At 63.8% G+C, this 25449-nt stretch carries 23 protein-coding genes; 17 read left to right on the forward strand and 6 right to left on the reverse strand.

The window, feature by feature from the left end; all coding sequences use genetic code 11:
- Positions 1-74: 74 nt before the first annotated feature.
- From QSV36_RS20990 to QSV36_RS21015, 6 genes are all read left to right on the forward strand, one after another.
- On the forward strand, positions 75-1373 hold the full coding sequence (locus QSV36_RS20990; RefSeq protein ID WP_289134059.1) for an ABC transporter substrate-binding protein: 1299 nt from the start codon (positions 75-77) through the stop codon (positions 1371-1373).
- 181 nt (positions 1374-1554) lie between these two features.
- Positions 1555-2463 (forward strand): carbohydrate ABC transporter permease, encoded by a 909-nt coding sequence (locus QSV36_RS20995; RefSeq protein ID WP_225780590.1) that lies wholly within the window; start codon positions 1555-1557, stop codon positions 2461-2463.
- On the forward strand, positions 2456-3301 hold the full coding sequence (locus tag QSV36_RS21000; protein ID WP_289134062.1) for a carbohydrate ABC transporter permease: 846 nt from the start codon (positions 2456-2458) through the stop codon (positions 3299-3301). Before QSV36_RS20995 ends, QSV36_RS21000 begins: the two co-directional genes overlap by 8 nt.
- 3 nt (positions 3302-3304) lie before the next feature.
- On the forward strand, positions 3305-4459 hold the full coding sequence (locus QSV36_RS21005) for an ABC transporter ATP-binding protein (protein ID WP_289134063.1): 1155 nt from the start codon (positions 3305-3307) through the stop codon (positions 4457-4459).
- 41 nt (positions 4460-4500) lie between these two features.
- A complete protein-coding gene (locus tag QSV36_RS21010) occupies positions 4501-5844 on the forward strand; it encodes a carbohydrate porin (RefSeq protein ID WP_289134065.1) in 1344 nt (447 codons plus the stop codon).
- Between the two features lie 117 nt (positions 5845-5961).
- The gene (locus tag QSV36_RS21015; RefSeq protein ID WP_289134067.1) at positions 5962-6816 is read left to right on the forward strand and encodes a D-hexose-6-phosphate mutarotase; all 855 of its coding nucleotides are present in this window, start codon (positions 5962-5964) and stop codon (positions 6814-6816) included.
- Here QSV36_RS21015 and hexR read toward each other — a convergent pair.
- Positions 6809-7672, reverse strand: a complete 864-nt coding sequence (hexR, locus tag QSV36_RS21020; RefSeq protein ID WP_169774905.1) for a DNA-binding transcriptional regulator HexR — start codon at positions 7670-7672, stop codon at positions 6809-6811. The genes QSV36_RS21015 and hexR overlap by 8 nt on opposite strands.
- A 211-nt stretch (positions 7673-7883) precedes the next feature.
- Here hexR and zwf point away from each other — a divergent pair, with 211 nt between their 5' ends.
- From zwf to QSV36_RS21035, 3 genes are read left to right on the forward strand one after another with little or no spacing between them, the layout of a single operon-like run.
- On the forward strand, positions 7884-9353 hold the full coding sequence (zwf, locus tag QSV36_RS21025; protein WP_289134069.1) for a glucose-6-phosphate dehydrogenase: 1470 nt from the start codon (positions 7884-7886) through the stop codon (positions 9351-9353).
- Positions 9340-10053 carry a 6-phosphogluconolactonase gene (gene pgl, locus QSV36_RS21030; protein ID WP_289134071.1) on the forward strand — a complete coding sequence of 238 codons (714 nt, stop codon included), beginning with the start codon at positions 9340-9342 and terminating at the stop codon, positions 10051-10053. Before zwf ends, pgl begins: the two co-directional genes overlap by 14 nt.
- Positions 10054-10070: 17 nt before the next feature.
- Positions 10071-10751 carry a bifunctional 4-hydroxy-2-oxoglutarate aldolase/2-dehydro-3-deoxy-phosphogluconate aldolase gene (locus tag QSV36_RS21035; RefSeq protein WP_289134073.1) on the forward strand — a complete coding sequence of 227 codons (681 nt, stop codon included), beginning with the start codon at positions 10071-10073 and terminating at the stop codon, positions 10749-10751.
- Between the two features lie 239 nt (positions 10752-10990).
- On the opposite strand, the gene leuA is transcribed toward QSV36_RS21035, so the two are convergent.
- The 4 genes from leuA to QSV36_RS21055 all read right to left on the reverse strand — a co-directional run bounded on the left by leuA (position 10991) and on the right by QSV36_RS21055 (position 16299).
- Positions 10991-12664: a 2-isopropylmalate synthase gene (gene leuA / locus QSV36_RS21040; RefSeq protein WP_289134075.1), complete on the reverse strand. Its 1674-nt coding sequence runs from the start codon at positions 12662-12664 to the stop codon at positions 10991-10993.
- 433 nt (positions 12665-13097) lie between these two features.
- Positions 13098-13925 carry a M23 family metallopeptidase gene (locus QSV36_RS21045; RefSeq protein ID WP_289134076.1) on the reverse strand — a complete coding sequence of 276 codons (828 nt, stop codon included), beginning with the start codon at positions 13923-13925 and terminating at the stop codon, positions 13098-13100.
- A 3-nt stretch (positions 13926-13928) separates the two neighbouring features.
- The gene (gene xseA / locus QSV36_RS21050; RefSeq protein WP_289134078.1) at positions 13929-15308 is read right to left on the reverse strand and encodes an exodeoxyribonuclease VII large subunit; all 1380 of its coding nucleotides are present in this window, start codon (positions 15306-15308) and stop codon (positions 13929-13931) included.
- A 112-nt stretch (positions 15309-15420) separates the two neighbouring features.
- Entirely contained in the window at positions 15421-16299 is an 879-nt protein-coding gene (locus QSV36_RS21055) for a LysR substrate-binding domain-containing protein (protein ID WP_289134080.1), read from the reverse strand.
- Between the two features lie 97 nt (positions 16300-16396).
- Between QSV36_RS21055 and QSV36_RS21060 the strand changes: the two genes are divergently transcribed.
- The 4 genes from QSV36_RS21060 (at position 16397) to guaA (ending at position 20972) form a co-directional block, all read left to right on the forward strand.
- Entirely contained in the window at positions 16397-17152 is a 756-nt protein-coding gene (locus tag QSV36_RS21060) for a sulfite exporter TauE/SafE family protein (protein ID WP_289134082.1), read from the forward strand.
- Positions 17153-17202: 50 nt separating this feature from the next.
- Positions 17203-17760 carry a sugar ABC transporter ATPase gene (locus QSV36_RS21065; RefSeq protein ID WP_289134084.1) on the forward strand — a complete coding sequence of 186 codons (558 nt, stop codon included), beginning with the start codon at positions 17203-17205 and terminating at the stop codon, positions 17758-17760.
- Positions 17761-17846: 86 nt separating this feature from the next.
- Positions 17847-19316, forward strand: coding sequence for an IMP dehydrogenase (guaB, locus tag QSV36_RS21070; protein WP_085624113.1), 1470 nt, complete (start codon positions 17847-17849; stop codon positions 19314-19316).
- Positions 19317-19394: 78 nt separating this feature from the next.
- A complete protein-coding gene (gene guaA, locus QSV36_RS21075; RefSeq protein WP_289134088.1) occupies positions 19395-20972 on the forward strand; it encodes a glutamine-hydrolyzing GMP synthase in 1578 nt (525 codons plus the stop codon).
- 66 nt (positions 20973-21038) lie between these two features.
- On the opposite strand, the gene QSV36_RS21080 is transcribed toward guaA, so the two are convergent.
- Entirely contained in the window at positions 21039-21983 is a 945-nt protein-coding gene (locus tag QSV36_RS21080; protein WP_289134089.1) for a helix-turn-helix transcriptional regulator, read from the reverse strand.
- Positions 21984-22159: 176 nt separating this feature from the next.
- Between QSV36_RS21080 and QSV36_RS21085 the strand changes: the two genes are divergently transcribed.
- Genes QSV36_RS21085 through QSV36_RS21100 form a run of 4 tightly spaced genes read left to right on the forward strand, consistent with a single transcriptional unit; the run spans position 22160 to position 25430 of the window.
- Positions 22160-22606: a hypothetical protein gene (locus QSV36_RS21085; RefSeq protein WP_289134091.1), complete on the forward strand. Its 447-nt coding sequence runs from the start codon at positions 22160-22162 to the stop codon at positions 22604-22606.
- Complete coding sequence (locus tag QSV36_RS21090) at positions 22603-23268, forward strand: hypothetical protein (protein ID WP_353853256.1); 666 nt, start codon at positions 22603-22605, stop codon at positions 23266-23268. Before QSV36_RS21085 ends, QSV36_RS21090 begins: the two co-directional genes overlap by 4 nt.
- Entirely contained in the window at positions 23261-23926 is a 666-nt protein-coding gene (locus tag QSV36_RS21095) for a hypothetical protein (protein WP_289134093.1), read from the forward strand. Before QSV36_RS21090 ends, QSV36_RS21095 begins: the two co-directional genes overlap by 8 nt.
- Positions 23927-23978: 52 nt before the next feature.
- Positions 23979-25430 carry a M48 family metallopeptidase gene (locus QSV36_RS21100; protein ID WP_289134095.1) on the forward strand — a complete coding sequence of 484 codons (1452 nt, stop codon included), beginning with the start codon at positions 23979-23981 and terminating at the stop codon, positions 25428-25430.
- Positions 25431-25449: the final 19 nt, after the last annotated feature.

Genomic DNA, 25449 nt, shown 5'->3' on the forward strand with positions numbered 1-25449 from the left:
GCGTGCACGCTGTTTAGACTCAATGCAACGCAAGCGACCGACTTGCACGGCATAACAACAAGAAAGGTGCTTCGATGAACTCCACGTTTCGTCTCGCTGCCGCAATTTCCATCGCCTCGCTCGGGGCTTCGCTGTTTCCACTGACTACCCTGGCTGCCGATTCCAAAGGCAGTGTCGAAGTGGTGCACTGGTGGACATCCGGTGGTGAAAAAGCGGCGGTCGATGTGCTCAAGGCCCAGGTCGAGAAAGATGGCTTCACCTGGAAGGACGGCGCTGTCGCCGGCGGCGGTGGTGCCACGGCCATGACCGTACTCAAGAGCCGCGCCGTGGCGGGCAACCCGCCGGGTGTCGCGCAGATCAAGGGCCCGGACATCCAGGACTGGGCAGCCACTGGCCTGCTCGACGCCGATGTGCTCAAGGATGTGGCCAAGGAAGAGAAGTGGGACACGCTGCTCGACAAGAAGGTCGCTGATACCGTGAAGTATGACGGTGACTACGTCGCCGTACCGGTGAACATCCACCGTATCAACTGGCTGTGGATCAACCCCGAAGTCTTCAAGAAGGCCGGCATCGACCAGGCGCCGACCACCCTCGACGAATTCTACGCCGCCGCCGACAAGCTCAAGGCTGCCGGTTTCATCCCGCTCGCCCACGGCGGCCAGCCATGGCAGGACAGCACCGTATTCGAAAGCGTGGTGCTGGCGGTGATGGGGGTCGATGGCTACAAGAAGGCCCTGGTCGACCTCGACAATTCGGCACTGACCGGCCCGCAGATGATCAAGGCGCTGACCGAGCTGAAGAAGGTCGCCACCTACATGGACCCGGATGGCAAGGGCCAGGACTGGAACCTCGAAGCGGCCAAGGTTATCAACGGCAAGGCCGGCATGCAGATCATGGGCGACTGGGCCAAGAGCGAATGGACCCTGGCGAAGAAAACCGCGGGCAAGGACTACCAGTGCGTGCCGTTCCCCGGTACGGACAAGGCGTTCCTGTACAACATCGACTCGCTGGTGGTGTTCAAGCAGAACGACGATGGCACCGCCGCCGGCCAGCAGGACATTGCACGCAAAGTGCTGGGCCAGGACTTCCAGAAAGTTTTCAGCATCAACAAGGGCTCCATCCCGGTACGCAACGACATGCTCGCCGACATGGGCAAGTATGGCTTCGATGCCTGCGCGCAAACCTCCGCCAGGGACTTCCTCGCCGACGCCAAGAGCGGCGGGCTGCAGCCGAGCATGGCGCACAACATGGCCACCACGCTGGCCGTGCAGGGGGCGTTCTTCGATGTGGTGACCAACTACATCAACGACCCGAAGGCCGACCCGGCCGATGCGGCGAAGAAGCTGGCGGCGGCGATCAAGGCTGCCCAGTAAAGCAGACGCGGTTGCCGTTGTAGGAGCGGCCTTGCGTCGCGACGGGCTGCGCAGCAGCCCCAATACCTGTGCACTCGATCTTCCCGTCAGGTGTTGGCCTTGAGTCCTTTGGGTCTGCTGCACAGCCCGTCGTGACACAAGGCCGCCCCTACCGGCGAGTGCAGCGCCTTCGAGGTGAACCATGAGCACAATTACCGCCCAATTGCGGGCCTCACCCCTGGACGCGCTTCAGCGCTGGCTGCCCAAACTGGTGCTGGCGCCAAGCATGTTCATCGTCCTGGTGGGCTTCTACGGCTACATCCTCTGGACCTTTGTCCTGTCCTTCACCACGTCGACCTTCCTGCCGACCTACAAGTGGGCCGGCCTGGCCCAGTACGCCCGGCTGTTCGACAACGATCGCTGGTGGGTGGCGAGCAAGAACCTGCTGCTGTTCGGCGGCCTGTTCATTGCCATCAGCCTGGTCATCGGCGTGCTGCTGGCAGTCCTGCTGGACCAGCGTATCCGCCGCGAAGGCTTCATCCGCACCATCTACCTGTACCCCATGGCACTGTCGATGATCGTCACCGGCACTGCCTGGAAGTGGCTGCTCAACCCGGGTATGGGCCTGGACAAGCTGCTGCGTGACTGGGGCTGGGAAGGTTTCCGCCTGGACTGGCTGATCGACCCCGACCGAGTGGTGTACTGCCTGGTGATCGCTGCGGTCTGGCAGGCATCGGGCTTCATCATGGCGATGTTCCTCGCCGGCCTGCGCGGTGTCGACCCGTCGATCATCCGCGCCGCACAGATCGACGGCGCCAGCCTGCCGCGCATCTACTGGCGTGTAGTGCTGCCCAGCCTGCGCCCGGTGTTCTTCAGCTCGCTGATGATTCTCGCGCACATTGCCATCAAGAGCTTCGACCTGGTGGCGGCGATGACCGCCGGCGGCCCGGGCTATTCGTCCGACCTGCCAGCGATGTTCATGTATTCGTTCACCTTCAGCCGCGGGCAGATGGGCATGGGCTCGGCCAGCGCCATCCTCATGCTCGGGGCGATCCTGGCGATCCTCGTGCCTTACCTGTACTCGGAGCTGCGGAGCAAGCGCCATGCATAGCCCTGTCGACAAACCGGTGCTGAGCCTCGGCCGCATCGCCATCCACGCGGTACTGTTGCTGGCCGTGTTGCTGTACCTGGTGCCGCTGGTGGTGATGCTGCTGACCAGCTTCAAGACCCCGGACGATATCAGCACCGGCAACCTGCTGAGCTGGCCGGTGGTGTTCAGCGGTATCGGTTGGGCCAAGGCCTGGGCCACCGTCAGCGGTTACTTCTGGAACTCGATCATGATCACCGTGCCGGCGGTACTGATTTCCACCGCCATCGGTGCGTTGAACGGCTATGTGCTGTCGATGTGGCGCTTCCGCGGCTCGCAGCTGTTCTTCGGCCTGCTGCTGTTCGGCTGCTTCCTGCCGTTCCAGACCGTGCTGCTGCCGGCCTCGTTCACCCTCGGCAAGCTCGGCCTGGCCAGCACCACCAGTGGCCTGGTACTGGTGCACGTGGTCTATGGCCTGGCCTTTACCACGCTGTTCTTCCGCAACTTCTACGTCAGCATCCCTGATGCGCTGGTCAAGGCTGCGCGGCTGGATGGCGCCGGGTTCTTCACCATCTTCCGCCGCATCATCCTGCCGATGTCCACGCCGATCATCATGGTCTGCCTGATCTGGCAGTTCACCCAGATCTGGAACGACTTCCTGTTTGGCGTGGTGTTCTCCAGCGGCGACTCGCAACCGATCACCGTGGCCTTGAACAACCTGGTCAACACCAGTACCGGGGCCAAGGAATACAACGTCGACATGGCGGCGGCGATGATCGCCGGCCTGCCAACCCTGCTGGTCTACGTGGTGGCAGGCAAATATTTCGTCCGCGGCCTGACGGCTGGCGCGGTAAAGGGGTAAGTCATGGCAACGCTCGAACTTCGCAATGTGAACAAGACCTACGGCAGCGGCCTGCCGGATACCCTCAAGGACATCCAGCTGTCGATCAAGGATGGCGAGTTCCTGATCCTGGTCGGCCCGTCGGGCTGCGGCAAGTCGACCCTGATGAACTGCATTGCCGGCCTGGAGCAGATCACCGGCGGGGCGATTCTCATCGACCAGCAGGATGTCAGTGGCATGAGCCCCAAGGATCGTGACATCGCCATGGTGTTCCAGTCCTACGCGCTGTACCCGACCATGAGCGTGCGCGAGAACATCGAGTTCGGCCTGAAGATCCGCAAGCTGCCCCAGGCTGCCATCGACGAGGAGGTGGCGCGGGTGGCCAAGCTGCTGCAGATCGAGCACCTGCTGGCGCGCAAACCGGCGCAGCTGTCCGGCGGCCAGCAACAGCGCGTGGCCATGGGCCGGGCACTGGCGCGGCGGCCGAAGATCTACCTGTTCGATGAGCCGCTGTCCAACCTCGATGCCAAGCTGCGCGTCGAGATGCGCACTGAAATGAAACTGATGCACCAGCGCCTGAAGACCACCACCGTGTACGTCACCCATGACCAGATCGAGGCCATGACCCTGGGCGACAAGGTGGCGGTGATGAAGGACGGCATCATCCAGCAATTCGGCACCCCGCAACAGATCTACAACGACCCGGCCAACCAGTTTGTCGCCAGCTTCATCGGTTCGCCGCCGATGAACTTCATCCCGGTACGCCTGACCAAACAGGATGGCCGCCTGCTGGCGCTGCTGGACAGCGGCCAGGCGCGCTGCGAGCTGCCTTTGGGGCTGGCTGCCGACGAACTTGAGGGGCGCGAGATCATTCTGGGCATCCGTCCCGAGCAGATCGCGCTGGGCACCGGCGAGGGCAATGGCTTGCCGGGCATCCGCGCCGAGGTGCAGGTGACCGAGCCTACCGGGCCGGACCTGCTGGTATTTGTCACCCTCAACCAGACCAAGGTTTGCTGCCGCCTGGCGCCGGATGTGACGTGCCAGGTAGGTGACAACCTGAACCTGCAATTCGACCCGGCCCGGGTGCTGCTGTTTGACGCCGACAGCGGCGAGCGCCTGCACCTGGCCAGCTCCGCCGCAGCAGTAAAGGACAACGTGGCTCACTTCAAGGGCCGTTGATTCGTCTACACCACCAATAAGAAAAAAGAGGACGCAAAGGGATGGAACAGCGCAAACGCATCAGGACATTGGGCTCTTTGGCCTTGCTTGCCGTCGTTGGTAGCAGCGGCGCGCAGGCTGCCGAGGCCTTTTCCAGCGAATCGAAGTGGATGACCGGCGACTGGGGCGGCACCCGCACCGAACTGCTGGAAAAAGGTTACGACTTCACCCTGGATTATGTCGGCGAGGTAGCCGGCAACCTGCACGGCGGCTACAACGACGACAAGACCGCGCGCTACAGCGACCAGTTCGCGCTTGGCGCACACCTCGACCTGCAGAAGATCCTCGGCTGGCACGATGCCGAGTTCAAGCTGGCGATCACCGAGCGCAGTGGCCGTAACCTGTCCAACGACCGCATCAGCGACCCGCGCGCCGGGCAGTTCAGCTCGGTGCAGGAAGTGTGGGGCCGCGGCCAGACCTGGCGCCTGACCCAGATGTGGGTCAAGCAGAAGTACTTCGACGGCGCGCTGGACGTGAAATTCGGCCGCTTCGGCGAAGGCGAGGACTTCAACAGTTTCCCTTGCGACTTCCAGAACCTGGCCTTCTGCGGCTCGCAAGTGGGCAACTGGGTCGGTGGCATCTGGTACAACTGGCCGGTGAGCCAGTGGGCACTGCGGGTCAAGTACAACATCACCCCGGAATTCTTCGTCCAGGTCGGTGCCTTCGAGCAGAACCCTTCCAACCTGGAAACCGGCAACGGCTTCAAGCTCAGCGGCAGCGGCACCAAGGGCGCGATACTGCCGGTGGAAGCGGTGTGGTCACCCAAGGTCAATGGCCTGCCGGGCGAGTACCGCCTGGGCTACTACTACAGCACGGCCAAGGCCGATGATGTATTCGACGATGTCAACGGCAACCCGCAGGCGCTGACAGGCGAAGCCTTCAAGTCGCACTCCAGCAAGCACGGCTGGTGGGTCGTGGCGCAACAGCAAGTCACCGCGCATGCTGGCGATATCAACCGTGGCCTGAGCCTGTTCGCCAACTTCACCGTGCACGACAAGGCCACCAACGTGGTCGACAACTACCAGCAGGTAGGCCTGGTCTACAAGGGCGCCTTCGACGCGCGGCCCAAGGATGATATCGGCTTCGGTGTGGCACGCATTCATGTGAATGACGACGTGAAGAAGCGCGCCGAGCTGCTCAACGCCCAGAGCGGTATCGACGACTACGACAACCCCGGCTTCGTGCCGCTGCAACGCACCGAGTACAACGCCGAGCTCTACTACGGCTTCCACGTCACCAACTGGCTGACCGTGCGGCCCAACCTGCAGTACATCAAGAGCCCCGGCGGGGTCGACGAGGTGGACAATGCGCTGGTCGCAGGCTTGAAGATTCAGTCGTCATTCTAAGAGCAATTGTTGTAAATTTACGCCAATCCAATTTTGGCTCCCGGCACCCACTGGTCTGCAGTGGTTGTCGGGGATAGGCCGAGACAGCGCTATCTCAAACAACAAGAGCCCTGAACCATGCCCGAACATCCGCTTCATCGCTTCTTTGCCTCGCAGCGGCCCCGGCCGACATTCGAGTGGGAGCGTTACCAGCAGCGCGATGTGCTGATCATCGACCACCCACGCTGCCAGGCGGTGTTCAGCCGCCAGGGCGCGCAACTGCTGCATTTTCAGCCAGCCGGCGAACGGCCCTGGCTGTGGTGTGCCGAGCAGTGGCCACAGGTCGGGGCGATCCGCGGTGGCGTGCCGGTGTGCTGGCCCTGGTATGGCCGTCACCCCAGCGAAGACCTGTGGCCAGCCCATGGCTGGGCGCGCCTGCTGGACTGGAAGCTGGTCGACAGCCGCGAGGACGAGGAGGGCGTTACCCTGAAATGGCGGCTGGACCTGTGCGACTGGCAGGTCGACCTGCATGCCCGGCTGGGCAGCCGCATGGAGCTGAGCCTGAGCACCGAGCACCAGGACAGCGAACCCTGCCAGCTGAGCCATGCCCTGCTGGCCTACTGGTGTATCAGTGACGTGTCCGAGATAGCGCTATCCGGGCTCGAGGACATCGAAGGCTATGACCGCCTCAACCGCCAGGCCTGCCGCGAGGATGGCGCGCTGAAGCTTAAGGGCGGCTGCCAGAAGGTCTACCCTGGCACGCCACGGGTGCAACTGCAGGACCCGGCCTGGCAGCGTGAGTTGTGCATCGATACCGGCGACAGTGACGACACCGTGGTCTGGCACCCGGGCAATCGCCCGCTGATGGGGGTGAGCGGCCGTGAATGCCAGCGCTTCGTCTGCGTCGAGGCCGCCAGCGGCAGTGGCGAAGGCCTGAGCCTGGCGCCGGGTCAGCGTGCCCACCTGCGTTTGCAGGCGCACCGGCTCAGTTGAGTTCGTCGTCCTCGATCGGGTAGCGGCTGGCGTTGAGGCTTTCCTTGATCTTGCGCAGGTGCGGCTGGAAATCCACGCCACGGCGCAGGGTCATGCCGGTGGCCAGCACATCGAGCACGGTCAGCTGGATGATCCGCGAGGTCATTGGCATGTAGATATCGGTGTCTTCCGGCAGCGGAATATGCAGGCTCAGGCTGCAGGCATTGGCCAATGGCGAACCGGCGGCCGTCAGGCCCAGCACCGATGCGCCGTTTTCCCGGGCCAGGCGCGCCACTTCGACCAGTTCGCGGGTACGTCCGGTATAGGAAATGATCACGAACAGGTCGCCGGTGTGGGCGACCGAGGCCAGCATGCGCTGCATCAGTACGTCGGCGTGGGCCGACACCGCCAGGTTGAAGCGGAAGAACTTGTGCTGGGCATCCAGCGCCACCGGGGCAGAGGCGCCCAGGCCGAAGAAGTGGATCTGCCGCGCCTGGATCATCATGTCCACGGCACGGCTGACCTGCTGCGGGTCGAGTTGCTGACAGGCACTGTCGAGCGAGGCGATGGCGCTGGCGAAGATCTTCTGGGTATAGGCTGCCGGATCATCGTCGGCCTCTACCGCGCGGCTGACATACGCGGCGCCGCTGGCCAGGCTCTGCGCCAGTTGCAGCTTGAGTTCGGGGTAGCCGCTGACGCCGAACGAGCGGCAGAAGCGGTTGACGGTCGGCTCGCTGACCTTGGCCGCCTGGGCCAGCGCAGCGATGCTGAAACGGGTGGCTTGTTGCGGGTTGAGCAGGATGACTTCGGCGACTTTGCGTTCGGCCTTGTTCAGCTCGTCGAGGCGTCCCTGGATCTGTTCCAGGAGGTTTCGCACGCGGTCCATGGGTGTGTCCTTGGGTCGGGAAGACAGCCGGCTGTGGGAGCAGCAGGCTTTTTGCACGGTCGTCTATCGTACTGTCGGCGCGGTTGGCGTACCACTTGTCTGTAACACTTGTGTCGAATGTTGTGGTTTTTACTACATTATCCCTTGAAAACCGTATGTGAAAGCGGTATTCCTAGTCCAACTTTAGGAAAGAACCAACATCATGGCTGCGATCAGTGTCGAACCTTGCACCTTTGCCCTGTTTGGCGCCCTCGGCGACCTGGCATTGCGCAAGCTGTTTCCAGCGCTCTACCAACTCGACCGGGCCAACCTGTTGCACCCGGATACCCGCCTGCTGGCCCTGGCCCGCGAGGCCGGTACGGCACAGCAACACCTGGACACTATCGAAGCGCACCTGCGCCGGCATGTACCCGAGGCTGACATAGAGCCTGCGGCGCTGGGGCGCTTCCTTGCCCGGCTGAGCTACCAGCACCTGGACTTCCTCCAGCCCGAGGGCTATCAGGCGCTGGCTGAACAGGTGCAGGGCGAGCAGCCGCTGATTGCCTATTTCGCCACGGCGGCGGCGGTGTACGGCGCGATCTGCGAGAACCTCGACAAGGCCGGTCTGGCCGAGCGCACCCGAGTGGTGCTGGAGAAGCCCATCGGCCACGACCTGGAGTCGTCGCGCCGGGTCAATGACGCCGTGGCGCGGTTCTTCCCCGAGAACCGGGTCTACCGCATCGACCACTATCTGGGCAAGGAGACGGTGCAGAACCTGATCGCCCTGCGCTTCGCCAACAGCCTGTTCGAAACCCAGTGGAACCAGAACTCCATTTCCCATGTGGAGATTACCGTCGCCGAGAAGGTCGGTATCGAAGGCCGCTGGGGCTATTTCGACAAGGCCGGGCAACTGCGCGACATGATCCAGAACCACCTGCTGCAGCTGCTGTGCCTGATCGCCATGGACCCGCCCAGCGAACTGTCTGCCGATGCCATCCGTGACGAGAAGGTCAAGGTGCTCAAGGCCCTGGCACCGATCACCGGTGAGGGCCTGAGCACCCGTGTGGTGCGTGGCCAGTACATTGCCGGCTACAGCGATGGCAAGCCGGTGCCGGGCTACCTCGAGGAAGACAACGCCAACGCCCAGAGTGACACCGAAACCTTTGTCGCCCTGCGTGCCGATATCCGCAACTGGCGCTGGTCGGGTGTGCCGTTCTACCTGCGTACCGGCAAGCGCATGCCACAGAAGCTGTCGCAGATCGTCATCCATTTCAAGGAAACGCCGCACTACATCTTCGCCCCGGAACAGCGTTTGCAGATCGGTAACAAGCTGATCATCCGCCTGCAACCGGACGAAGGCATTTCCTTGCGGGTAATGACCAAGGAGCAGGGCCTGGACAAAGGCATGCAACTGCGCAGTGGCCCGTTGCAGCTGAATTTTTCCGACACCTGGCGCAGCGCGAGGATTCCGGATGCCTACGAGCGGCTATTGCTCGAGGTGATGCGCGGCAACCAGAACCTGTTCGTGCGCAAGGACGAAATCGAATATGCCTGGAAGTGGTGCGACCAGTTGATCGCCGGCTGGCGTAATGCGGGCGATGCGCCCAAACCTTATGCGGCCGGTTCCTGGGGGCCGATGAGCTCGATTGCTCTGATCACACGCGACGGGAGGGCGTGGTATGGGGATATCTGAACTGAAACTGCCAGGTTCGGTGAACGTACACGAGCTGGCGAATGCCAAGGCCCTGGCCGTGCGCCAGGCGCATGACGTGGCTGCACGCCTGCGTGAGGCGATCGCCAGCAAGGGCCAGGCTTGCGTGGTGCTGTCAGGTGGTCGCAGCCCGGTACCGTTCCTCGAACAGCTGGCCAGCGAAGACCTCGACTGGGCCAGGGTCACCGTTAGCCTGGCCGATGAGCGTTGGGTGCCGGTGGAGCACGCCGACAGCAATGCCGGCCTGCTGGCCCGTCATCTGTTCAAGGGCACAGCGGTCAAGGCCCGTTTCATTGGCTTGTACCAGCAGGCGGAAAACCTCGACGCCGCCGCCATCAAGGCCGACCAGGCCCTGGCCGAGCTACCGCCGATCGATGTGCTGGTGCTGGGCATGGGTGACGATGGCCATACCGCCTCGCTGTTCCCCGCCAGCCCCAACCTGGAGGCCGGCCTCGACCTGGCCAACCCGCGCCGCTGCCTGCCTTTGCTGGCACCGAGCGTACCGCGCCAGCGCCTGTCGATGACCCGCGCATTGCTGGCCAGTGCCGCTTTCACTGCGCTGTCCGTGCAAGGGCAGGGCAAACTCGCTACCCTGCGCGCCGCGCTGGCCGGCACCGATCTTACGGAAATGCCGATTCGCGCTTTTCTTCACGCCCCCCTGGACATCTACTGGTGCCCATGAGCCAAGGATCCACAGTCATGACCACCCTCGAACGCCCACAGCCCAAGCTCTCGATGGCCGATAAAGCCGCACGGATCGATGCCATTTGCGAAAAGGCGCGCATCCTGCCGGTGATCACCATCGCCCGCGAGGACGACATCCTGCCCTTGGCTGATGCCCTGGCCGCCGGCGGTATCCGTACCCTGGAAGTGACCTTGCGCTCCCAGCATGGCCTTAAAGCCATCCAGGTACTGCGCGAGCAGCGCCCGGAGCTTTGTGTCGGCGCCGGCACCGTGCTCGATCGCCGCATGTTCGCGGCAGTCGAAGCTGCCGGAGCGCAGTTCGTTGTCACCCCCGGCATTACCCAGGACATCCTCGAAGCGGGTGTAGACAGCGAGATCCCGTTGCTGCCGGGCATCAGCACGCCATCCGAAATCATGATGGGCTATGCCCTCGGTTATCGCCGTTTCAAGCTGTTTCCGGCGGAAATTTGCGGCGGCGTTGCGGCGATCAAGGCCTTTGGCGGCCCGTTCGGCGACATTCGCTTCTGCCCGACCGGCGGGGTCAACCCGGCTAACGTGCGCAACTACATGGCGCTGCCGAATGTGATGTGCGTGGGCGGGACCTGGATGCTCGACAGCAGCTGGATCAAGAATGGCGATTGGGCGCGGATCGAGGCATGCAGTGCGGAGGCGATTGCGCTGCTGGACGCCAACTGAATTTGTTGTGTGCTTTACGGCTTATGGGGCGCTTGGTCAGCGCCCCTTTTTTTGCCTGGAATTCCTCTGCTGTCTGTACCGGCCCTTTCGCGGGCTTGCCCGCTCCCACAAGTATCGCGCTGCTCTCAGGTGCCGTGCAGTACCTGTGGGAGCGGGCGAGCCCGCGAAAGGGCCGGCACAGGCCAACAAAAAAAGCCCGCATCAAACGATGCGGGCTTTCTTGTTCATCGGGGTACGGCTCAGGCGGCCTTGGCTTCCTGCTGGCTCAGCGAGCGGTTCAGTGCGCTGAACAGCGCCTTGAAGCTGGCGGTGGTGATGTTTTCATCGATACCCACGCCGTGCACCGGCCGACCACCGGCCACGCGCAGCTCGATGTAGGCAGCCGCCTTGGCGTTGGTACCCGCGCCAATCGCGTGTTCGTTGTAGTCCATGATCTCGACGGCAATCGGCAGGCCGGCCACCAGGGCTTCCAGCGCGCCATTACCCTTGCCGCGCCAGTGCAGGGTGGTCTCGCCTTCGCCGGCCACTTCCACTTCCACGGAACTGTTGCCGTTTTCTTCCTGCAGGCGGTGGCTGACCAGCGCATACGGGGCGTTGGCCTGGAGGTATTCCTTGTGCAGCAGGCTGTAGATCTGCTGGGCAGTCATTTCCAGGCCCAGGCGGTCGGTTTCACCCTGTACCACCTGGCTGAACTCGATCTGCATGCGACGCGGCAGGCTGATACCGTATTCCTGCTCGAGCAGGTAGGTGATGCCGCCTTTGCCCGACTGGCTGTTGACGCGAATCACCGCTTCATAGCTGCGACCGATATCGGCCGGGTCGATCGGCAAGTACGGCACTTCCCACAGCTCGCCTTCCTGTTGCTTGGCGAAGCCCTTGCGGATGGCATCCTGGTGCGAGCCGGAGAAGGCGGTGTGGACCAGGTCGCCCACATACGGATGACGCGGGTGCACCGGCAACTGGTTGCACTCTTCGACTACCTTGCGCACGCCGTCGATGTCGGAGAAGTCCAGCAGCGGGTCGATGCCCTGGGTGTAGAGGTTCAACGCCAGGGTCACCAGGTCGACGTTGCCGGTACGTTCGCCGTTGCCGAACAGGCAGCCTTCGGCGCGGTCGGCACCGGCCATCAGGCCCAGTTCGGTGGCGGCGATGCCGGTACCACGGTCGTTGTGGCAGTGCAGGCTGATGATCACGCTGTCGCGACGGCTGATATTGCGGCAGAACCACTCGATCTGGTCGGCGTACACGTTCGGCGTGGAGACTTCCACGGTGGCCGGCAGGTTGAGGATGATCTTGTGCTCAGGCGTGGGGTTCCACACTTCGATGACCGCGTCGCAGACTTCCTTGGCGAACTCCATTTCGGTGGCGCTGAAGGTTTCTGGCGAGTACTGGAAGGTCCACTGGGTTTCCGGCTGTTGCGCGGCGTATTTGACGAACAGCTTGGCTGCGTTCACCGCGATGTCCTTGACGCCTTGCTTGTCCTGGTTGAAGACAATGCGGCGGAACGACGGGCTGGTGGCGTTGTACAGGTGGACGATGGCCTTCTTCGCGCCGCGCAGCGACTCGAAGGTGCGGGCGATCAGGTCTTCACGGGCCTGGGTGAGCACCTGGATGGTGGTGTCGTCCGGGATGTGGCCGTCTTCGATCAGCATGCGCACGAAGTCGAAATCGGTTTGCGAGGCGGACGGGAACGAAGCTTCGATTTCCTTCACGCCTACCTGCACCAGGGTCTTCCAGAAGCGCAGTTTCTTCTCCGAATCCATCGGCTCGATCAGCGACTGGTTGCCATCACGCAGGTCGGAGCTGCACCAGATCGGCGCGGCGGTGATGGTCTTCGACGGCCAGGTGCGGTCAGGCAGGTCGATGGTCGGGAAAGCACGGTATTTCTTCGAAGGGTCTTTGAGCATGGTCATGGAAGCAATCCTTTTGTGTGCGGCCGAGATCGGGCCTGCCGAGCGATAACGAGATGAATGGGCGAGGCGACGCGATTCAGCCTGGTAGTCGGGCGCTGACCAGGCAGAGGCTGCAATGTTGTCGGAGCAGGATGAGGGTGCTGAAGGTTTTCATGCCTTCAACCCTAACCAGTGGGGTGGGGGATGGCAAGCGTTCAGAAAAAATTGAGAGGAATGCTTAAAAAAAGCTGTTAGGCGAGATTTTATAGCTTGATTGAGCTGGGTGCTTATTTATTTTTGCGTGGTATTTTTCGATGGCGCAACACGGTTGAACTGAAGTCGACTGTGTTGGCCTCTTCGCGGGCGCGCCCGCTCCCACAGGTACGATGCAGCCTCAAGACGCAGCGCAATACCTGTGGGAGCGGGCATGCCCGCGAAGCAGGCGCCGCCGATCTCAGGGCTGGAACGCCCCAATGAAAATCGCCGGATCCACCCGCGCATCATTCAGGCTGACATTCCAGTGCATGTGCGGCCCGGTAGCCCGCCCGGTCGAGCCCACCCGGCCGACCACGTCACCCCGGCGCAGGGGCTGGCCCACCTGCACGTCGATCTTGGACATGTGGCAGAACATGCTGATGAAGCCCTGCCCATGGTCGACGAACACAGTGCGGCCATTGAAGAAATAGTCTCCCACCAGGATCACCTTGCCGTTGGCCGGGGTCTTGATCGGCGTGCCGGCCGGCACCGCGAAATCCAGCCCGGCATGCGGGTTGCGTTCTTCGCCATTGAAGAAGCGCCGTACGCCGAACTTGCTCGATAGCGGGCCATTGACCGGCTTGTCGAGAATCAGGTTGCTCGGCAGGGCCGGGCTGAAGCTGCGGTAGGCCGCGATCTGCTCGGCCAGTTCGCGGTCGATGCGTTTGAGGTCGGCCGGGTTCGGGTTGACCTGGCGGGTGTTCTTCAGGGTGATGTGCTGTTCGGGGTACTTCTTGCTGGCGACGGTGAACGGCAGGGTGCGGCCGCCCTGGCTCAGCAGCGCAGTACCCGGCTTCTGGGTCAGCGGAATGCCGACGATGGCCAGCCAGTTGTCCTGCTCCTTCACCACCAGCACCGGCTTGCCGTCGAAACGCGCGCTCGGCGCGCTGGCTGCAGGGCCCAGGTCGACCACCGCAACGCCGCCGGGTACCGGCTTGTTCAGCGTGCGGGTGATATAGCTGGCCTGGGCGCCGCCGGCCAGCAGCAGGAGGGAGAGGGCAAGCAGGGGCGCGAGCAGGCGAGGCATGTGTCAGTCCAGGAGTGAGAGGGTGACCGGGGTCAGATGGTTGTCTTCGACCCGCACCAACAGTTCGCCTTCGTTCAGGCGCGCGGTCAGGCGCTGGCCATTGCGGGTTTGGGCGGCGCTGCGGATAGCCTGGCCCTGTTCGTCCAATAGAATGCTGTAGCCGCGGGCAAGCGTGGCCAAGGGGCTGACCACCTGCAGCGTCTGCAGTTGGGCCTGGAAGCGCTGACGACGGTCCTTGAGTACCTCGCGCATGGCCCGAGGCAGGCGTTCGGCCAGGCTGTCCAGGCGCTGGCCCAGCAGTTTCAGGGTACGCCCGGGGTGCTGCGCAGCCAGGCGGGTATCCAGCCGTGCCAGGCGTTCGTGGCGCTTGTTGAGGCTGAGCATGAACGCCCGGCGCAAACGCATGTCCAGGTCGTCCAGGCGCTGCGCCTGCTGGCGCAGGCGCTCGCCCGGGTGACGCAAGCGCCGGGTCAGCGATTCGAGGCGCAGGCGATCGTGGCTCAGGCGGTTCTGCATGCGCAGCAACAGGCGCCTTTGCAGGCCATCCAGGCGTTGCTGCAGGCCGCTGCTGTCGGGCGCCAGCAACTCGGCGGCGGCCGACGGCGTGGGCGCGCGCACGTCGGCGACGAAGTCGCTGATCGAGACATCGGTTTCATGGCCCACGGCGCTGACGATCGGCGTAACGCACGCCGCTACGGCTCGCGCCACCGCCTCTTCGTTGAAGCACCACAGGTCTTCCAGCGAGCCGCCACCCCGGGCCAGGATCAGCGCATCGAAACCGAGGCTGTCGGCCAGGCGGATGGCGCGCACGATCTGGGCGATCGCTTCGCGACCCTGCACGGCGGTGGGGATCAGGTTCAGTTCCACTTGCGGGGCACGGCGGCCGAACACGCTGATGATGTCGCGGATCACCGCGCCGGTGGGCGAGGTGATAATGCCGATGCGCTGCGGGTGGGCGGGCAGCGGCTGCTTGCGTTCGGCGCTGAACAGCCCTTCGCCGCCGAGCTTTTCCTTCAGCGCCTCGAAGGCCAGGCGCAAGGCACCGTCACCGGCCGGCTCGACGGTGTCGAGGATCAGCTGGTAGTCGCCGCGCCCCTCGAACAGCGAAACCTTGCCACGTACCCGCACCGCCAGGCCGTCGCGCAGGGCCTGGCGCACCCGTGTGGCGTTCTGCCGGAACAGCGCGCAGCGCACCTGGGCGCCGCTGTCCTTGAGGGTGAAGTACATGTGGCCGGACGCCGGGCGGGCGAGGTTGGAAATCTCGCCTTCCACCCACACGCTGCGGAACACGTCTTCCAGCAGCACGCGGGCGCGGCCGTTGAGTTGGCTGACGGTGAGGACCTCGCGGTCCAGGCCGAGTCGTTCGAAGGGGTCTCTGATCATGCCGGGCATCATAAAGGACATCGGCCCCGGTTGTCTGTCCCGGCCCCGTGGTCGGATTTGCGCAATCCCTGCGGGAGCGAGTCAACCGCGAATAGCAACGTAGGCTTTGCCATCAACCCCGCATCGCTGCCACGAACTGACTGACCATCTGCCCCGCATCTCGGCGGCAAGCCAGCGCCACAGTACTCTCACAGCCGCCCTCCAAGGCAACAAAACTGACCGACGCCGGCGCAATCTCACGCATACATTCCGGCAACAGCGCTACCCCGAAGCCCGCCTGTATCAGCTGTAATTGTGTGGTCTTGCGCGACAGCACCTGCGCCGCCTGCGGAAAGAAACCTGCCGCCATGCACAACGAGGCCGACAGGTAGCTCAGCCCGCCACGGTCCCGGTGCGGGATGGAAATGAAACGTTCCTCGCGCAACTGCTCCAGCTTCACCTGTGCTGCGCCGGCCAGGGGATGCCCGGCGGCGACCGCCAGCAGCAGCGGCTCACTGAACAGTTCCTGCAGCACTACCCCTTCATGCTGGCGCAGTACCGGCAAGCGCAGCAGGCCAATATCCAGCCGACCGGCGGCGATATCCTCGAGCTGCGCCTCCGACGATTGCTGGGCGATTTCCAGCGCAATGCCCGGATTGCCGCTCAGGTAGCTGCCCAGGCGAACTAGCAGCGGGCCGGTCAGCGGCACCGTGCTGGAGTGGTTCAGGCGCAGGCTGCCTTGGCGCCCCTCGCCAATGTCGCGGGTGACCCGCTCGGCTTGCGCCAATTCCGCCAGCAGCCGGCGCGCCCGTTCCAGGAACGCCTGGCCAGCCAATGTCAGGCGTGGCAGGCGTGCCGTGCGCTCGAACAGCGGAGTGCCCAATTGCTGTTCCAGTTCCTTGATTTGCCGGCTCAGTGCCGACTGGGCGATGTACAGCCGTTCGGCCGCCGCACTGAAGCTGCCGCTTTCGGCGATTTCCACGAAGTAACGCAACTGGCGAATCGACGTCATGTCATGCCTTTTCGAGATGGCTTTGGCGATAAAGGCATATTAGTCGGCATGGCTCATGGCTGGCTAACCTTTGCCTGTCTTCTGTGGAACTGCTGCCATGCTCGCGCAACTGTCGTTTTCTGGCCTCGACTGGCTACCCATCCTGCTTGGCGTGGGCGCCGCCTACATCGTATTCGGCATCGCCGGGTTCGGCACCGCGCTGGTGGCCGGGCCGATTCTGATCCACTTCATGCCGTTGTCGCGGATCATCCCGTTGCTGGTACTGCTCGACTTCGTTGCCGCCTTTGGCAACCTGCTGCCCTCGCGCCGCGATGTGGTGCGCGGCGAGCTGCTGCGGTTGCTGCCATTCATGGCCATCGGTTGCTCGCTGGGCGTGGTGTTCCTGTTGCAGTTGAAGTCCGACCTGCTACTGCTGCTGATGGGGCTGTTCGTGACCGCCTATGCGCTGTACGGGCTGGCGGTGAAGGTGCGGCCGGCCAGCCTGTCCGGATTGTGGGCGGCGCCGATGGGCACGGCGGGCGGAATGTTCGGCGCCTTGTTCGGCAGCGGCGGCTTCCTGTACGCGCTGTACCTGAGTGCGCGGCTGGAAGCGAAGGAACAGGTCCGTGCCACCCAGAGCGCGCTGATCAGCTGCAGTACGGTGGTGCGCCTGACGCTGTTCCTGGTCGCCGGCGTGTATGCCGACCAGAGTCTGTTGCTGCTTGCGGCCTGCCTGCTGCCGGTGATGGGCGCCGGGCTCTGGGCCGGGCGCAGGCTGACCCACCGCCTGTCCCGTGAAGCCTTCGTGCGCCTGGTCACCTGGCTGGTGCTGGCCAGCGGCCTGGCGCTGATCGGTCGCTACCTGAGTACCTGAGCAGGCGGTAGAATTGCAGCACAACCGCAGTTTTCAGGCTTGCCCCGTTCATGAACACCCAGAGCATCATCGTTCCCAAACTGTCCACGGTCCCGGTGCACGAAGCCCGGGCCCGCGCCATCCTGCGCTGGCTGGTGCGCGAAAAGGTCGTCGAGGAGCAACTGACCACCTGTGGTCGCACCGGCAACCGCATGGGCCATGCCTTGGCCGAAGGTGCACGCAAAATGGCCCTGCACCCGGAAAGACTGCCCTTCGGCGAGCCGGTCAACGGCCTCGAAGTGATGCTCAAGCGCTGCATCTATACGCCCACCGAAGGTTTCCTCGAAGAAGCCGGTTGCCCGGAGTGCCGGCGCGAGGTGGGCGAGCCGCTGTTCGAAAGCCTGGAGGAATGGATGCCGGCGGTGAGCGACAACTTCACCTGCCCGCTGTGCGGCTTCGAAGACGATATCAACGGCTTCATTTTTCTGCAGCCGTGTGCCTTTTCCAACCTGGGGTTCATCTTCAACAACTGGGGCGAGGCCGGGTTCACCCCGGCCTTTCTCGACAGCTTCGCCGACTGGCTCGACCAACCGGTGGCGGTGGTACAGGTAAAACTGCCACAAGGCTGACCGAAGGCCCTTATTTTGCATTGAGCGGCGCGCCGTGCATGAGTATAATGGCGCGCTTCCATTTTTCCCGCCCGGGAGCCCCCGCGATGCTGCGTATCAGCCAAGAAGCCCTGACCTTCGACGATATCCTCCTTGTACCTGGCTATTCCGAGGTACTGCCCAATGAAGTCAGTCTCAAGACCCGTTTGACCCGTGGCATCGAGCTGAACATTCCGCTGGTTTCCGCCGCCATGGATACCGTGACCGAAGCGCGCCTGGCCATTGCCATGGCCCAGGAAGGCGGTATCGGCATCATCCACAAGAACATGACCATCGAACAGCAGGCCAGCGAAGTCCGCAAGGTCAAGAAGTTCGAGGCTGGCGTGGTCAAGGACCCGATCACCATCGACGCCGACGCCACCGTGCGCGACCTGTTCGACCTGACCCGCCTGAACAACATCTCTGGTGTTCCGGTGCTGGCCAATGGCGACCTGGTCGGTATCGTCACCTCCCGTGACGTGCGCTTCGAAAGCCGCCTGGACGCCAAGGTCCGCGACGTGATGACCCCGAAAGAGCGTCTGGTCACTGTCCGCGAAGGCGCCGACAAGAACGAAGTCCGCGAGCTGCTGCACAAGCACCGCCTGGAAAAAGTCCTGATCGTCGACGACAAGTTCAACCTCAAGGGCATGATGACCGTCAAGGACATCGAAAAGGCCAAGGCCTACCCGCTGGCCAGCAAGGATGACCAGGGTCGCCTGCGCGTCGGCGCCGCCGTCGGTACCGGCAAGGATACCGGCGAGCGCGTTGCCGCCCTGGTTGCCGCTGGCGTTGACGTGGTGGTCGTCGACACCGCCCACGGTCACTCCAAAGGCGTTATCGACCGCGTTCGCTGGGTGAAGGAAAACTACCCGCAAGTGCAGGTGATCGGCGGCAACATCGCCACCGGCGCTGCAGCCAAGGCCCTGGCCGAAGCCGGCGCCGACGCGGTCAAGGTCGGTATCGGCCCAGGCTCGATCTGCACCACCCGTATCGTTGCCGGTGTCGGCGTGCCGCAGATCAGCGCCATTGCCAACGTTGCCGCAGCACTGGAAGGCACTGGCGTGCCGCTGATCGCCGACGGTGGCATCCGTTTCTCCGGTGACCTGTCCAAGGCCATCGTCGCCGGTGCTTCCTGCGTGATGATGGGTTCGATGTTCGCCGGTACCGAAGAGGCCCCGGGTGAAGTCGAACTGTTCCAGGGCCGTTCCTACAAGGCCTATCGCGGCATGGGCTCGCTGGGTGCCATGGCACAGGCGCAAGGCTCGTCCGACCGCTACTTCCAGGACTCCTCGGCCGGTGCCGAGAAGCTGGTACCGGAAGGCATCGAAGGCCGCGTTCCCTACAAGGGCGCCCTGGCCGCGATCATCCACCAGCTGATGGGCGGCCTGCGTTCGTCCATGGGCTACACCGGCAGCGCGACCATCGAAGAGATGCGCACCAAGCCGGAGTTCGTGCGTATCACCGGTGCCGGCATGGCCGAGTCCCACGTGCACGACGTGCAGATCACCAAAGAAGCCCCTAACTACCGCGTAGGCTGAGGCTTCCGGCAATACCTGTTAGCGGGGCTGTCACGACAGCCCCGCGTCGTTTCCGATTTCCACTGACGAGATTGAGTCATGGCCCTCGACATTCACGCTCACCGCATCCTGATCCTCGATTTCGGTTCCCAGTACACCCAGCTGATCGCCCGCCGCGTGCGCGAGATCGGCGTGTACTGCGAACTGCACCCGTTCGACATGGACGATGAAGCGATCCGTGCATTCAACCCGCGCGGCATCATCCTCGCCGGCGGCCCCGAGTCGGTCCACGAAGCCAACAGCCCACGCGCCCCGCAGGCCGTGTTCGACCTCAACGTCCCGGTGCTGGGCATCTGCTACGGCATGCAGACCATGGCCGAACAGATGGGCGGCAAGGTCGAAGGTTCCGACCTGCGTGAATTCGGTTATGCCCGTGTGGACGTGGTCGGCAAGAGCCGCCTGCTCGATGGCATCGAAGACCACATCGACGCCGACGGCCTGCTGGGCCTGGACGTGTGGATGAGCCACGGCGACAAGGTCACCCAGATGCCGGGCAACTTCCATGTGCTGGCCAGCACCCCGAGCTGCCCGATCGCCGGCATGTTCGACGATTCGCGTGGTTACTACGGCGTGCAGTTCCACCCGGAAGTGACCCACACCAAGCAGGGCGGTCGCATCCTGTCCCGCTTCGTGCAGGACATCTGCGGCTGCGAAGCCCTGTGGACGCCTTCCAACATCGTCGAAGACGCCATCGCCCAGGTGCGTGAGCAAGTCGGTTCGGCCAATGTCCTGCTGGGCCTGTCCGGCGGCGTCGACAGCTCGGTGGTTGCCGCACTGCTGCACCGTGCCATCGGCGACCAGCTGACCTGCGTATTCGTCGACAACGGTCTGCTGCGCCTGCACGAAGGTGACCAGGTAATGGCCATGTTCAAGGAGAACATGGGCGTCAAGGTGATCCGCGCCGACGCTGAAAAGCAGTTCCTCGACAACCTGGCCGGCGAAGCCGACCCGGAGAAGAAGCGCAAGATCATCGGTCGCACCTTCATCGACGTGTTCGACGCCGAAGCCAGCAAGCTGGAAAACATCCAGTTCCTGGCCCAGGGCACCATCTACCCGGACGTGATCGAGTCGGCTGGCGCCAAGAGCGGCAAGGCCCACGTGATCAAGTCGCACCACAACGTGGGTGGCCTGCCGGAGGAAATGAACCTCAAGCTGGTCGAGCCACTGCGTGAACTGTTCAAGGACGAAGTGCGCAAGATCGGCCTGGAGCTGGGCCTGCCGTACGACATGGTTTACCGCCACCCGTTCCCGGGCCCGGGCCTGGGCGTGCGTATCCTTGGTGAAGTGAAGAAGGAATACGCCGACCTGCTGCGCCGCGCTGACCACATCTTCATCGAAGAGCTGCGCAAGGCGGACTGGTACCACAAGACCAGCCAGGCCTTCGTGGTGTTCCAGCCGGTCAAGTCGGTAGGTGTCGTCGGCGATGGCCGTCGCTACGCCTGGGTCGTGGCCCTGCGTGCCGTCGAAACCGTGGACTTCATGACCGCGCGCTGGGCGCACCTGCCGTACGAGCTGCTGGAAACCGTCAGCGGCCGTATCATCAACGAAATCGACGGTATCTCGCGCGTTACCTACGACGTGTCGAGCAAGCCGCCAGCGACCATCGAGTGGGAATGATCCCGCCTCGCGGTTGAACGAAACGGGCCTGCATTGCAGGCCCGTTTTGTTTTATCCGGGCAAACCCTACTCGGCCCCGGGCGTATGCCCGAAATACGCCTTGTAGGCATGGCAGAAGTTGGCCGGGTTGGCATAGCCGACGTGATAGGCAACTTGCGACACCTGCCAGCGACGTTCCAGCAGCAGGGCACGGGCCAGTTCCAGGCGCTGTTGCCGCACGTACTGCAGGATTGAGCAGCCAAATTCCTGGCTGAATGCGCGGCGCAAGGTGGACTCGCTCACGCCCAGCTGGCGGGCCAGGGTTGCAGCTGTAGGCGTGGCGCTCAGGTTGGCATCGAGCTGACGACGCGCTTCGATGGCCAGGTCGCGCCACCCTCGGTCCCGGGGTTTTCCGCTGAACCGGTGGCCGATGAGCTGGTTGGCCAGCTCCAGCACGATGGCCAGGCTCAGGCTTTCGCAATGCAGGCGCCGGAGCCCGCCTGTGTAGGGCGACAGATACAGCTGCTGGAACAGGCGGCTGACCGTTGGCCACTGCGGCAACTGGTCGAAGCGCATGCCATCTGCGGACAGCGCCAGCAGCGGCTTCAACTGCACATCGTCGCGGACCAGTTCGAGCAGGTAATCACCGGCAAGACGGACCCCGGCCATGCGGGCGTGGCTGTTGGCGGGTAACTGGTCCTGCGCTTCCAGGCTTTCACCCAGGCCCAGCATGTGCAACCGGCCAGGGGCATAGCGGTTGAGCTGGCCGTCGATCTTGTGCTGCCAGGCGCCGTCGAATACCTGCACGAAACACAGGCTTTGTGGCAGCACCTTGTCGATCCTCAGCGGTTCGGGGAACTGCAGGTTGCAGTCGAAGTACTGCAACCCGCCGTGCACCGTCTGCGCCTGGTAATGGCCGGTCGCGCTGCCCATCACCCGCGCGCTGCGCGCATCCAGCACCCCGGCCTCGGCAAGTGAGCCGGGGCTGTCGAAGGAAAAGGCGGTGTCGAGGTAAGGGCTGATCGATCGCATGTGCGCTTCGCATCCTTGGCTGAGGGCGGCATGGCCGCAAATGGTAACGCGTGCACATATTCAGCAACAGCCATTGTGCGCAAGGCGCTGTCTGTTGTGCGAACCGGTCAGCGGGGTTGGCAGCGCGGACAAGGCTTATTTCAATGTGCGTTTGTTCCAATTCAGGATGAAAAAACATGCTCGCTTATCGCAAATTTGCAGCCCTGCTGGTGGCTTCGCTCACCCTTTGGCTGGGCCAGGCTCACGCTGAACAACGGCCGCAAGTGGCCGACCAGGTGGTGGCTTACTCGGGCACGCAAGGGGCCAAGGTATGGACGCTGCGCATTGGTGAACGCGCCGCCAACGAGGCGCTGGTGCAGATTGAAGGCGTCGACCACGACTGGAACATGCGCATTCAGAAAATGCAGGTGGAGAAGACCAGCCGGGATACCCGTTATTCCACCACCGTGGATGGCAAGAAATTCGTGGTGCTGATCGTCCAGGGCAGCTGGGGTGGCGAACTCTACCTGCCGGGCGAGGCGCAAGCGCTGCAAGTCGGCTATTCGCAAGAGCTGTCGCAGCAGGGTAATGCGCAGGCATTCCTTACCGATTACCTGGCGGCACAGAACCAGGAGGGGCAATGACCATGGGCGAATTCACCGACCCGATGTCTGACCTGTCCGGTTCGCTCGGCCAGGACTACGAACATACCCGTGCCGCCCAGCGCGACCGGGTAATCGCCGAGCTCAAGCAGGTGATCGAGCGCGTGCCCGAGCAGAGCGAGTTCACCAACTCCCGGCGTTACCGGGTGTGGGGGCCGATACTGTTGCTGGGCTCTTTGATTATCACGGCCGCCACTTTCAACCCGGAACGCTTGGGGGCGGTCGCAGCCGGTGTCTTCATCACCTTGATTGCTGCGGCGGTAACCTGGCAACACCGCAATGCCGGCACCCAGGTATTCATGCGCCTGACCCGCCGCCAGTTGTTCGTCGATACGCTGGATGCGCCGGTAGACCTGGCGGAAGTGGAAGATGTTTCGGTCAAGGATGAAGGGCTGGTCACGGTGCAGACCTTGGAGATGAGCAGCGAAGCCGCCCTGCCGAAGCATCATGTGGTGAAACTGCAGTTCTTCGGCAACCAGGCCATGGTGCTGAAAAAACCGCGACCGCAGATCCGCATCATGTCCGCAGGCCTGGCCAGCAACGGGCGCAAGCTGGACAACGAGGAAGTGCTTGCGGTGCTGGCGGCCTATCGCGATGCGGCACATGCACAACGGCAACTGGAGCTGCTGCAGGCTGATGGATAACGACGAACGCGAAGCTCACCTGACGTACCTGCAGGCGCAGGCCGACGGCCCCAGCGACAGCTTCGAACTGCTGGAGCACTCGCTCGGCAAGGCGCTGGCCTGTGCCGTGATTGGTCTGTTGCTCGGCGGACTGGGGGCGTGGTTGATCGCCCTGGCGGTGCAGTTCAGTGCCAATGCCAGCAGCGGTGTCATCTGGCTGCTGGCTGGTATCGGCCTCGCCTTGGTCGGTGCCGGGGTGGCGGCGCTGGCCTGCGCCGCCGTGCTCTACCGCCGGCACGGCAAGCGGGTGCTGAGCGTGACGCCCGATACGCTGTGCTTTGCCAACGCGCAGGCTCCGACACCCCTGCATGACTTTGACGGCTTCGAGGTCGAGCAGGGTCATTTCACCACCCGGCTGATCTTTACCGTGTCGGCATTCAGCCATGCGCCAGCCCTGGCGCCGGCCTGTTTCATGACACTGGCCTCGCCTGACGCGGTGACCTTCGCGGGCGGCTTGCGGGTCAGGCTGTGGTTGTGCACGCCTGTGGTGGGCGGGCGCCGCCTGAGCCTGCAGCAACTGGTGGATCTGCTTTATGCCTATGTGCAGGCGGCCCAGGCCAGGCGTAGCTTGGCGCAGCTGTTTCCGGGTGTGGCGCGCCTGGGCGAAACGGCCAGATGAGCCGGGTTAGGACTAGCGGCGTCTGCTGGCGATGAGGCGCCTGGGTTGGGGCTTGGCCCTACTGTTGCTGCCACTGGCGTTGTTCGGCTGGAGTCATGTGCAGTACTGGCGCGCCGATTCGGCGCAGGAGCAGGCGCGGGTCATACGCCAATGGTTGGCTGCACCCAGCGATGCCTTGCTGCAAAGCCTGCCTTGGGCCGCGCGCAAGCAGCTCAACGGGCGGGTCGACAGGCGAGAGGCGCTGCAGGCGCAATTGGCCGTGCTCGACGCCGACCGTTACTGGCTGGGCCTGCGCAAGGGCATGGCCAGACTCGGCGGCTGGTTGGCGCTGGGGGCTTTGCTTACCGGTGTCGGCGCCTGGCTCAGGCTGAGGATCGACGCCTGGCGAGCGTTGCGCTCGGCGCAGTACCTGCACGACCGCATGAGCGCCAACTGGCTGGTGCTGGGCCGTTGGCTGAGTGCCTACCTGGTCCTGCTCGCGGGCTCGCTGAGCCTGTCATTGCTCTACGAGACCAGCCTCGGGCTGAGCCATGCCGCGCACGGCGGCCTGACCGTTCTGATCGTGGTGCTGCCGCTGACGTCTGTGCTCTTCGTCTGCATGCGCACCCTCTGGCGCTTGCGCCAACAGTGGCCGGGCATGGGCGCGCCGAGTGCGAGCTTTCTTGGCCGGCCACTCCACAGGCAGGCGGCGCCGGCGCTGTGGCGCTGGGTCGAGGGCCTGGCTGCGCAACTGCATGCGCCTGTGCCCGACCATATCGTGGTCGGGCTTGACCAAGGCTTTTTCGTTACCAGCGTGCCTGTCGTGCTGCAGCCCAGCGGGAGCCAGCTCAGCGGGCGGACCCTGTATCTGCCGCTGCCTTGCATGGCGGCCATGAGCCAGGCGGAGGCGGCCGCGCTGATCGGCCATGAGCTGGGCCATTTCCGCCGCCGTGACACCGAGCGAGGCAGCGAGATCTGCGCGCGTTTCAGCCTGATGTGCGCGCGCTATCAGGCCATGCTCGGCGCCGACAGCGCCCCGCCTTGGGCGGTGCGCCCGATCCTGTGGATGGCCGGGCAGTTCCTGTATCACTTCCAGGTGGCGGTGCACCACTGGGGGCGGGCGCAGGAGTTGCTGGCCGACCGGGCGGGTGCCGAGGTCGGTGGGCCGAAGCTGTTCATCCAGGCGCTGTTGCGGGCGATTGCCCTGGGCCGGGTGATCGATGGGTTATTGCATGCTCGCGGTGGCGAAGGCCTGCCGCAGGCGTTGGCGTTGCACTTGCAACGCACCCCGTTGCAGCTGGGTGAAGAGGCGCTGGCGCTGGCCATTACCCATCCGTTCGATACCCACCCCGACACCGCCACGCGCTTGCAGAACCTGGACATCCTGCTCGACCCGCAATTGCTGCAGGCGGCCTTGCGCACGCCGTCCAGCGATGACCAGCGGTGGTTCAACGAGCTTTGCCTGGCCCCTGACGGCAGTGCCGATGGCAAGGCTGCGGGCGGTGTTGCCAGAGACTTCACTTAATCTTTCCCATTTGCAGGTG

It is taken from the genome of Pseudomonas sp. BCRC 81390, assembly GCF_030341915.1.
In the GTDB taxonomy this organism is placed as follows: Bacteria; Pseudomonadota; Gammaproteobacteria; order Pseudomonadales; family Pseudomonadaceae; genus Aquipseudomonas.

Bases quoted from the DNA above. Each gene is read 5' to 3' on its own strand.
- QSV36_RS20990 (WP_289134059.1), top strand. From the start codon at position 75: ATGAACTCCACGTTTCGTCTCGCTGCCGCAATTTCCATCGCCTCGCTC.
- QSV36_RS21080 (WP_289134089.1), bottom strand. From the start codon at position 21,983: ATGCGATCGATCAGCCCTTACCTCGACACCGCCTTTTCCTTCGACAGC.
- QSV36_RS21095 (WP_289134093.1), top strand. From the start codon at position 23,261: ATGGATAACGACGAACGCGAAGCTCACCTGACGTACCTGCAGGCGCAG.
- QSV36_RS21055 (WP_289134080.1), bottom strand. From the start codon at position 16,299: ATGACGTCGATTCGCCAGTTGCGTTACTTCGTGGAAATCGCCGAAAGC.
- QSV36_RS21000 (WP_289134062.1), top strand. From the start codon at position 2,456: ATGCATAGCCCTGTCGACAAACCGGTGCTGAGCCTCGGCCGCATCGCC.
- QSV36_RS21085 (WP_289134091.1), top strand. From the start codon at position 22,160: ATGCTCGCTTATCGCAAATTTGCAGCCCTGCTGGTGGCTTCGCTCACC.
- QSV36_RS21045 (WP_289134076.1), bottom strand. From the start codon at position 13,925: ATGCCTCGCCTGCTCGCGCCCCTGCTTGCCCTCTCCCTCCTGCTGCTG.
- QSV36_RS21035 (WP_289134073.1), top strand. From the start codon at position 10,071: ATGACCACCCTCGAACGCCCACAGCCCAAGCTCTCGATGGCCGATAAA.
- guaA (WP_289134088.1), top strand. From the start codon at position 19,395: ATGGCCCTCGACATTCACGCTCACCGCATCCTGATCCTCGATTTCGGT.
- QSV36_RS21015 (WP_289134067.1), top strand. From the start codon at position 5,962: ATGCCCGAACATCCGCTTCATCGCTTCTTTGCCTCGCAGCGGCCCCGG.
- QSV36_RS21065 (WP_289134084.1), top strand. From the start codon at position 17,203: ATGAACACCCAGAGCATCATCGTTCCCAAACTGTCCACGGTCCCGGTG.
- zwf (WP_289134069.1), top strand. From the start codon at position 7,884: ATGGCTGCGATCAGTGTCGAACCTTGCACCTTTGCCCTGTTTGGCGCC.
- QSV36_RS21010 (WP_289134065.1), top strand. From the start codon at position 4,501: ATGGAACAGCGCAAACGCATCAGGACATTGGGCTCTTTGGCCTTGCTT.
- pgl (WP_289134071.1), top strand. From the start codon at position 9,340: ATGGGGATATCTGAACTGAAACTGCCAGGTTCGGTGAACGTACACGAG.
- QSV36_RS21060 (WP_289134082.1), top strand. From the start codon at position 16,397: ATGCTCGCGCAACTGTCGTTTTCTGGCCTCGACTGGCTACCCATCCTG.
- QSV36_RS21090 (WP_353853256.1), top strand. From the start codon at position 22,603: ATGACCATGGGCGAATTCACCGACCCGATGTCTGACCTGTCCGGTTCG.
- xseA (WP_289134078.1), bottom strand. From the start codon at position 15,308: ATGATCAGAGACCCCTTCGAACGACTCGGCCTGGACCGCGAGGTCCTC.
- QSV36_RS20995 (WP_225780590.1), top strand. From the start codon at position 1,555: ATGAGCACAATTACCGCCCAATTGCGGGCCTCACCCCTGGACGCGCTT.
- QSV36_RS21005 (WP_289134063.1), top strand. From the start codon at position 3,305: ATGGCAACGCTCGAACTTCGCAATGTGAACAAGACCTACGGCAGCGGC.
- guaB (WP_085624113.1), top strand. From the start codon at position 17,847: ATGCTGCGTATCAGCCAAGAAGCCCTGACCTTCGACGATATCCTCCTT.
- leuA (WP_289134075.1), bottom strand. From the start codon at position 12,664: ATGACCATGCTCAAAGACCCTTCGAAGAAATACCGTGCTTTCCCGACC.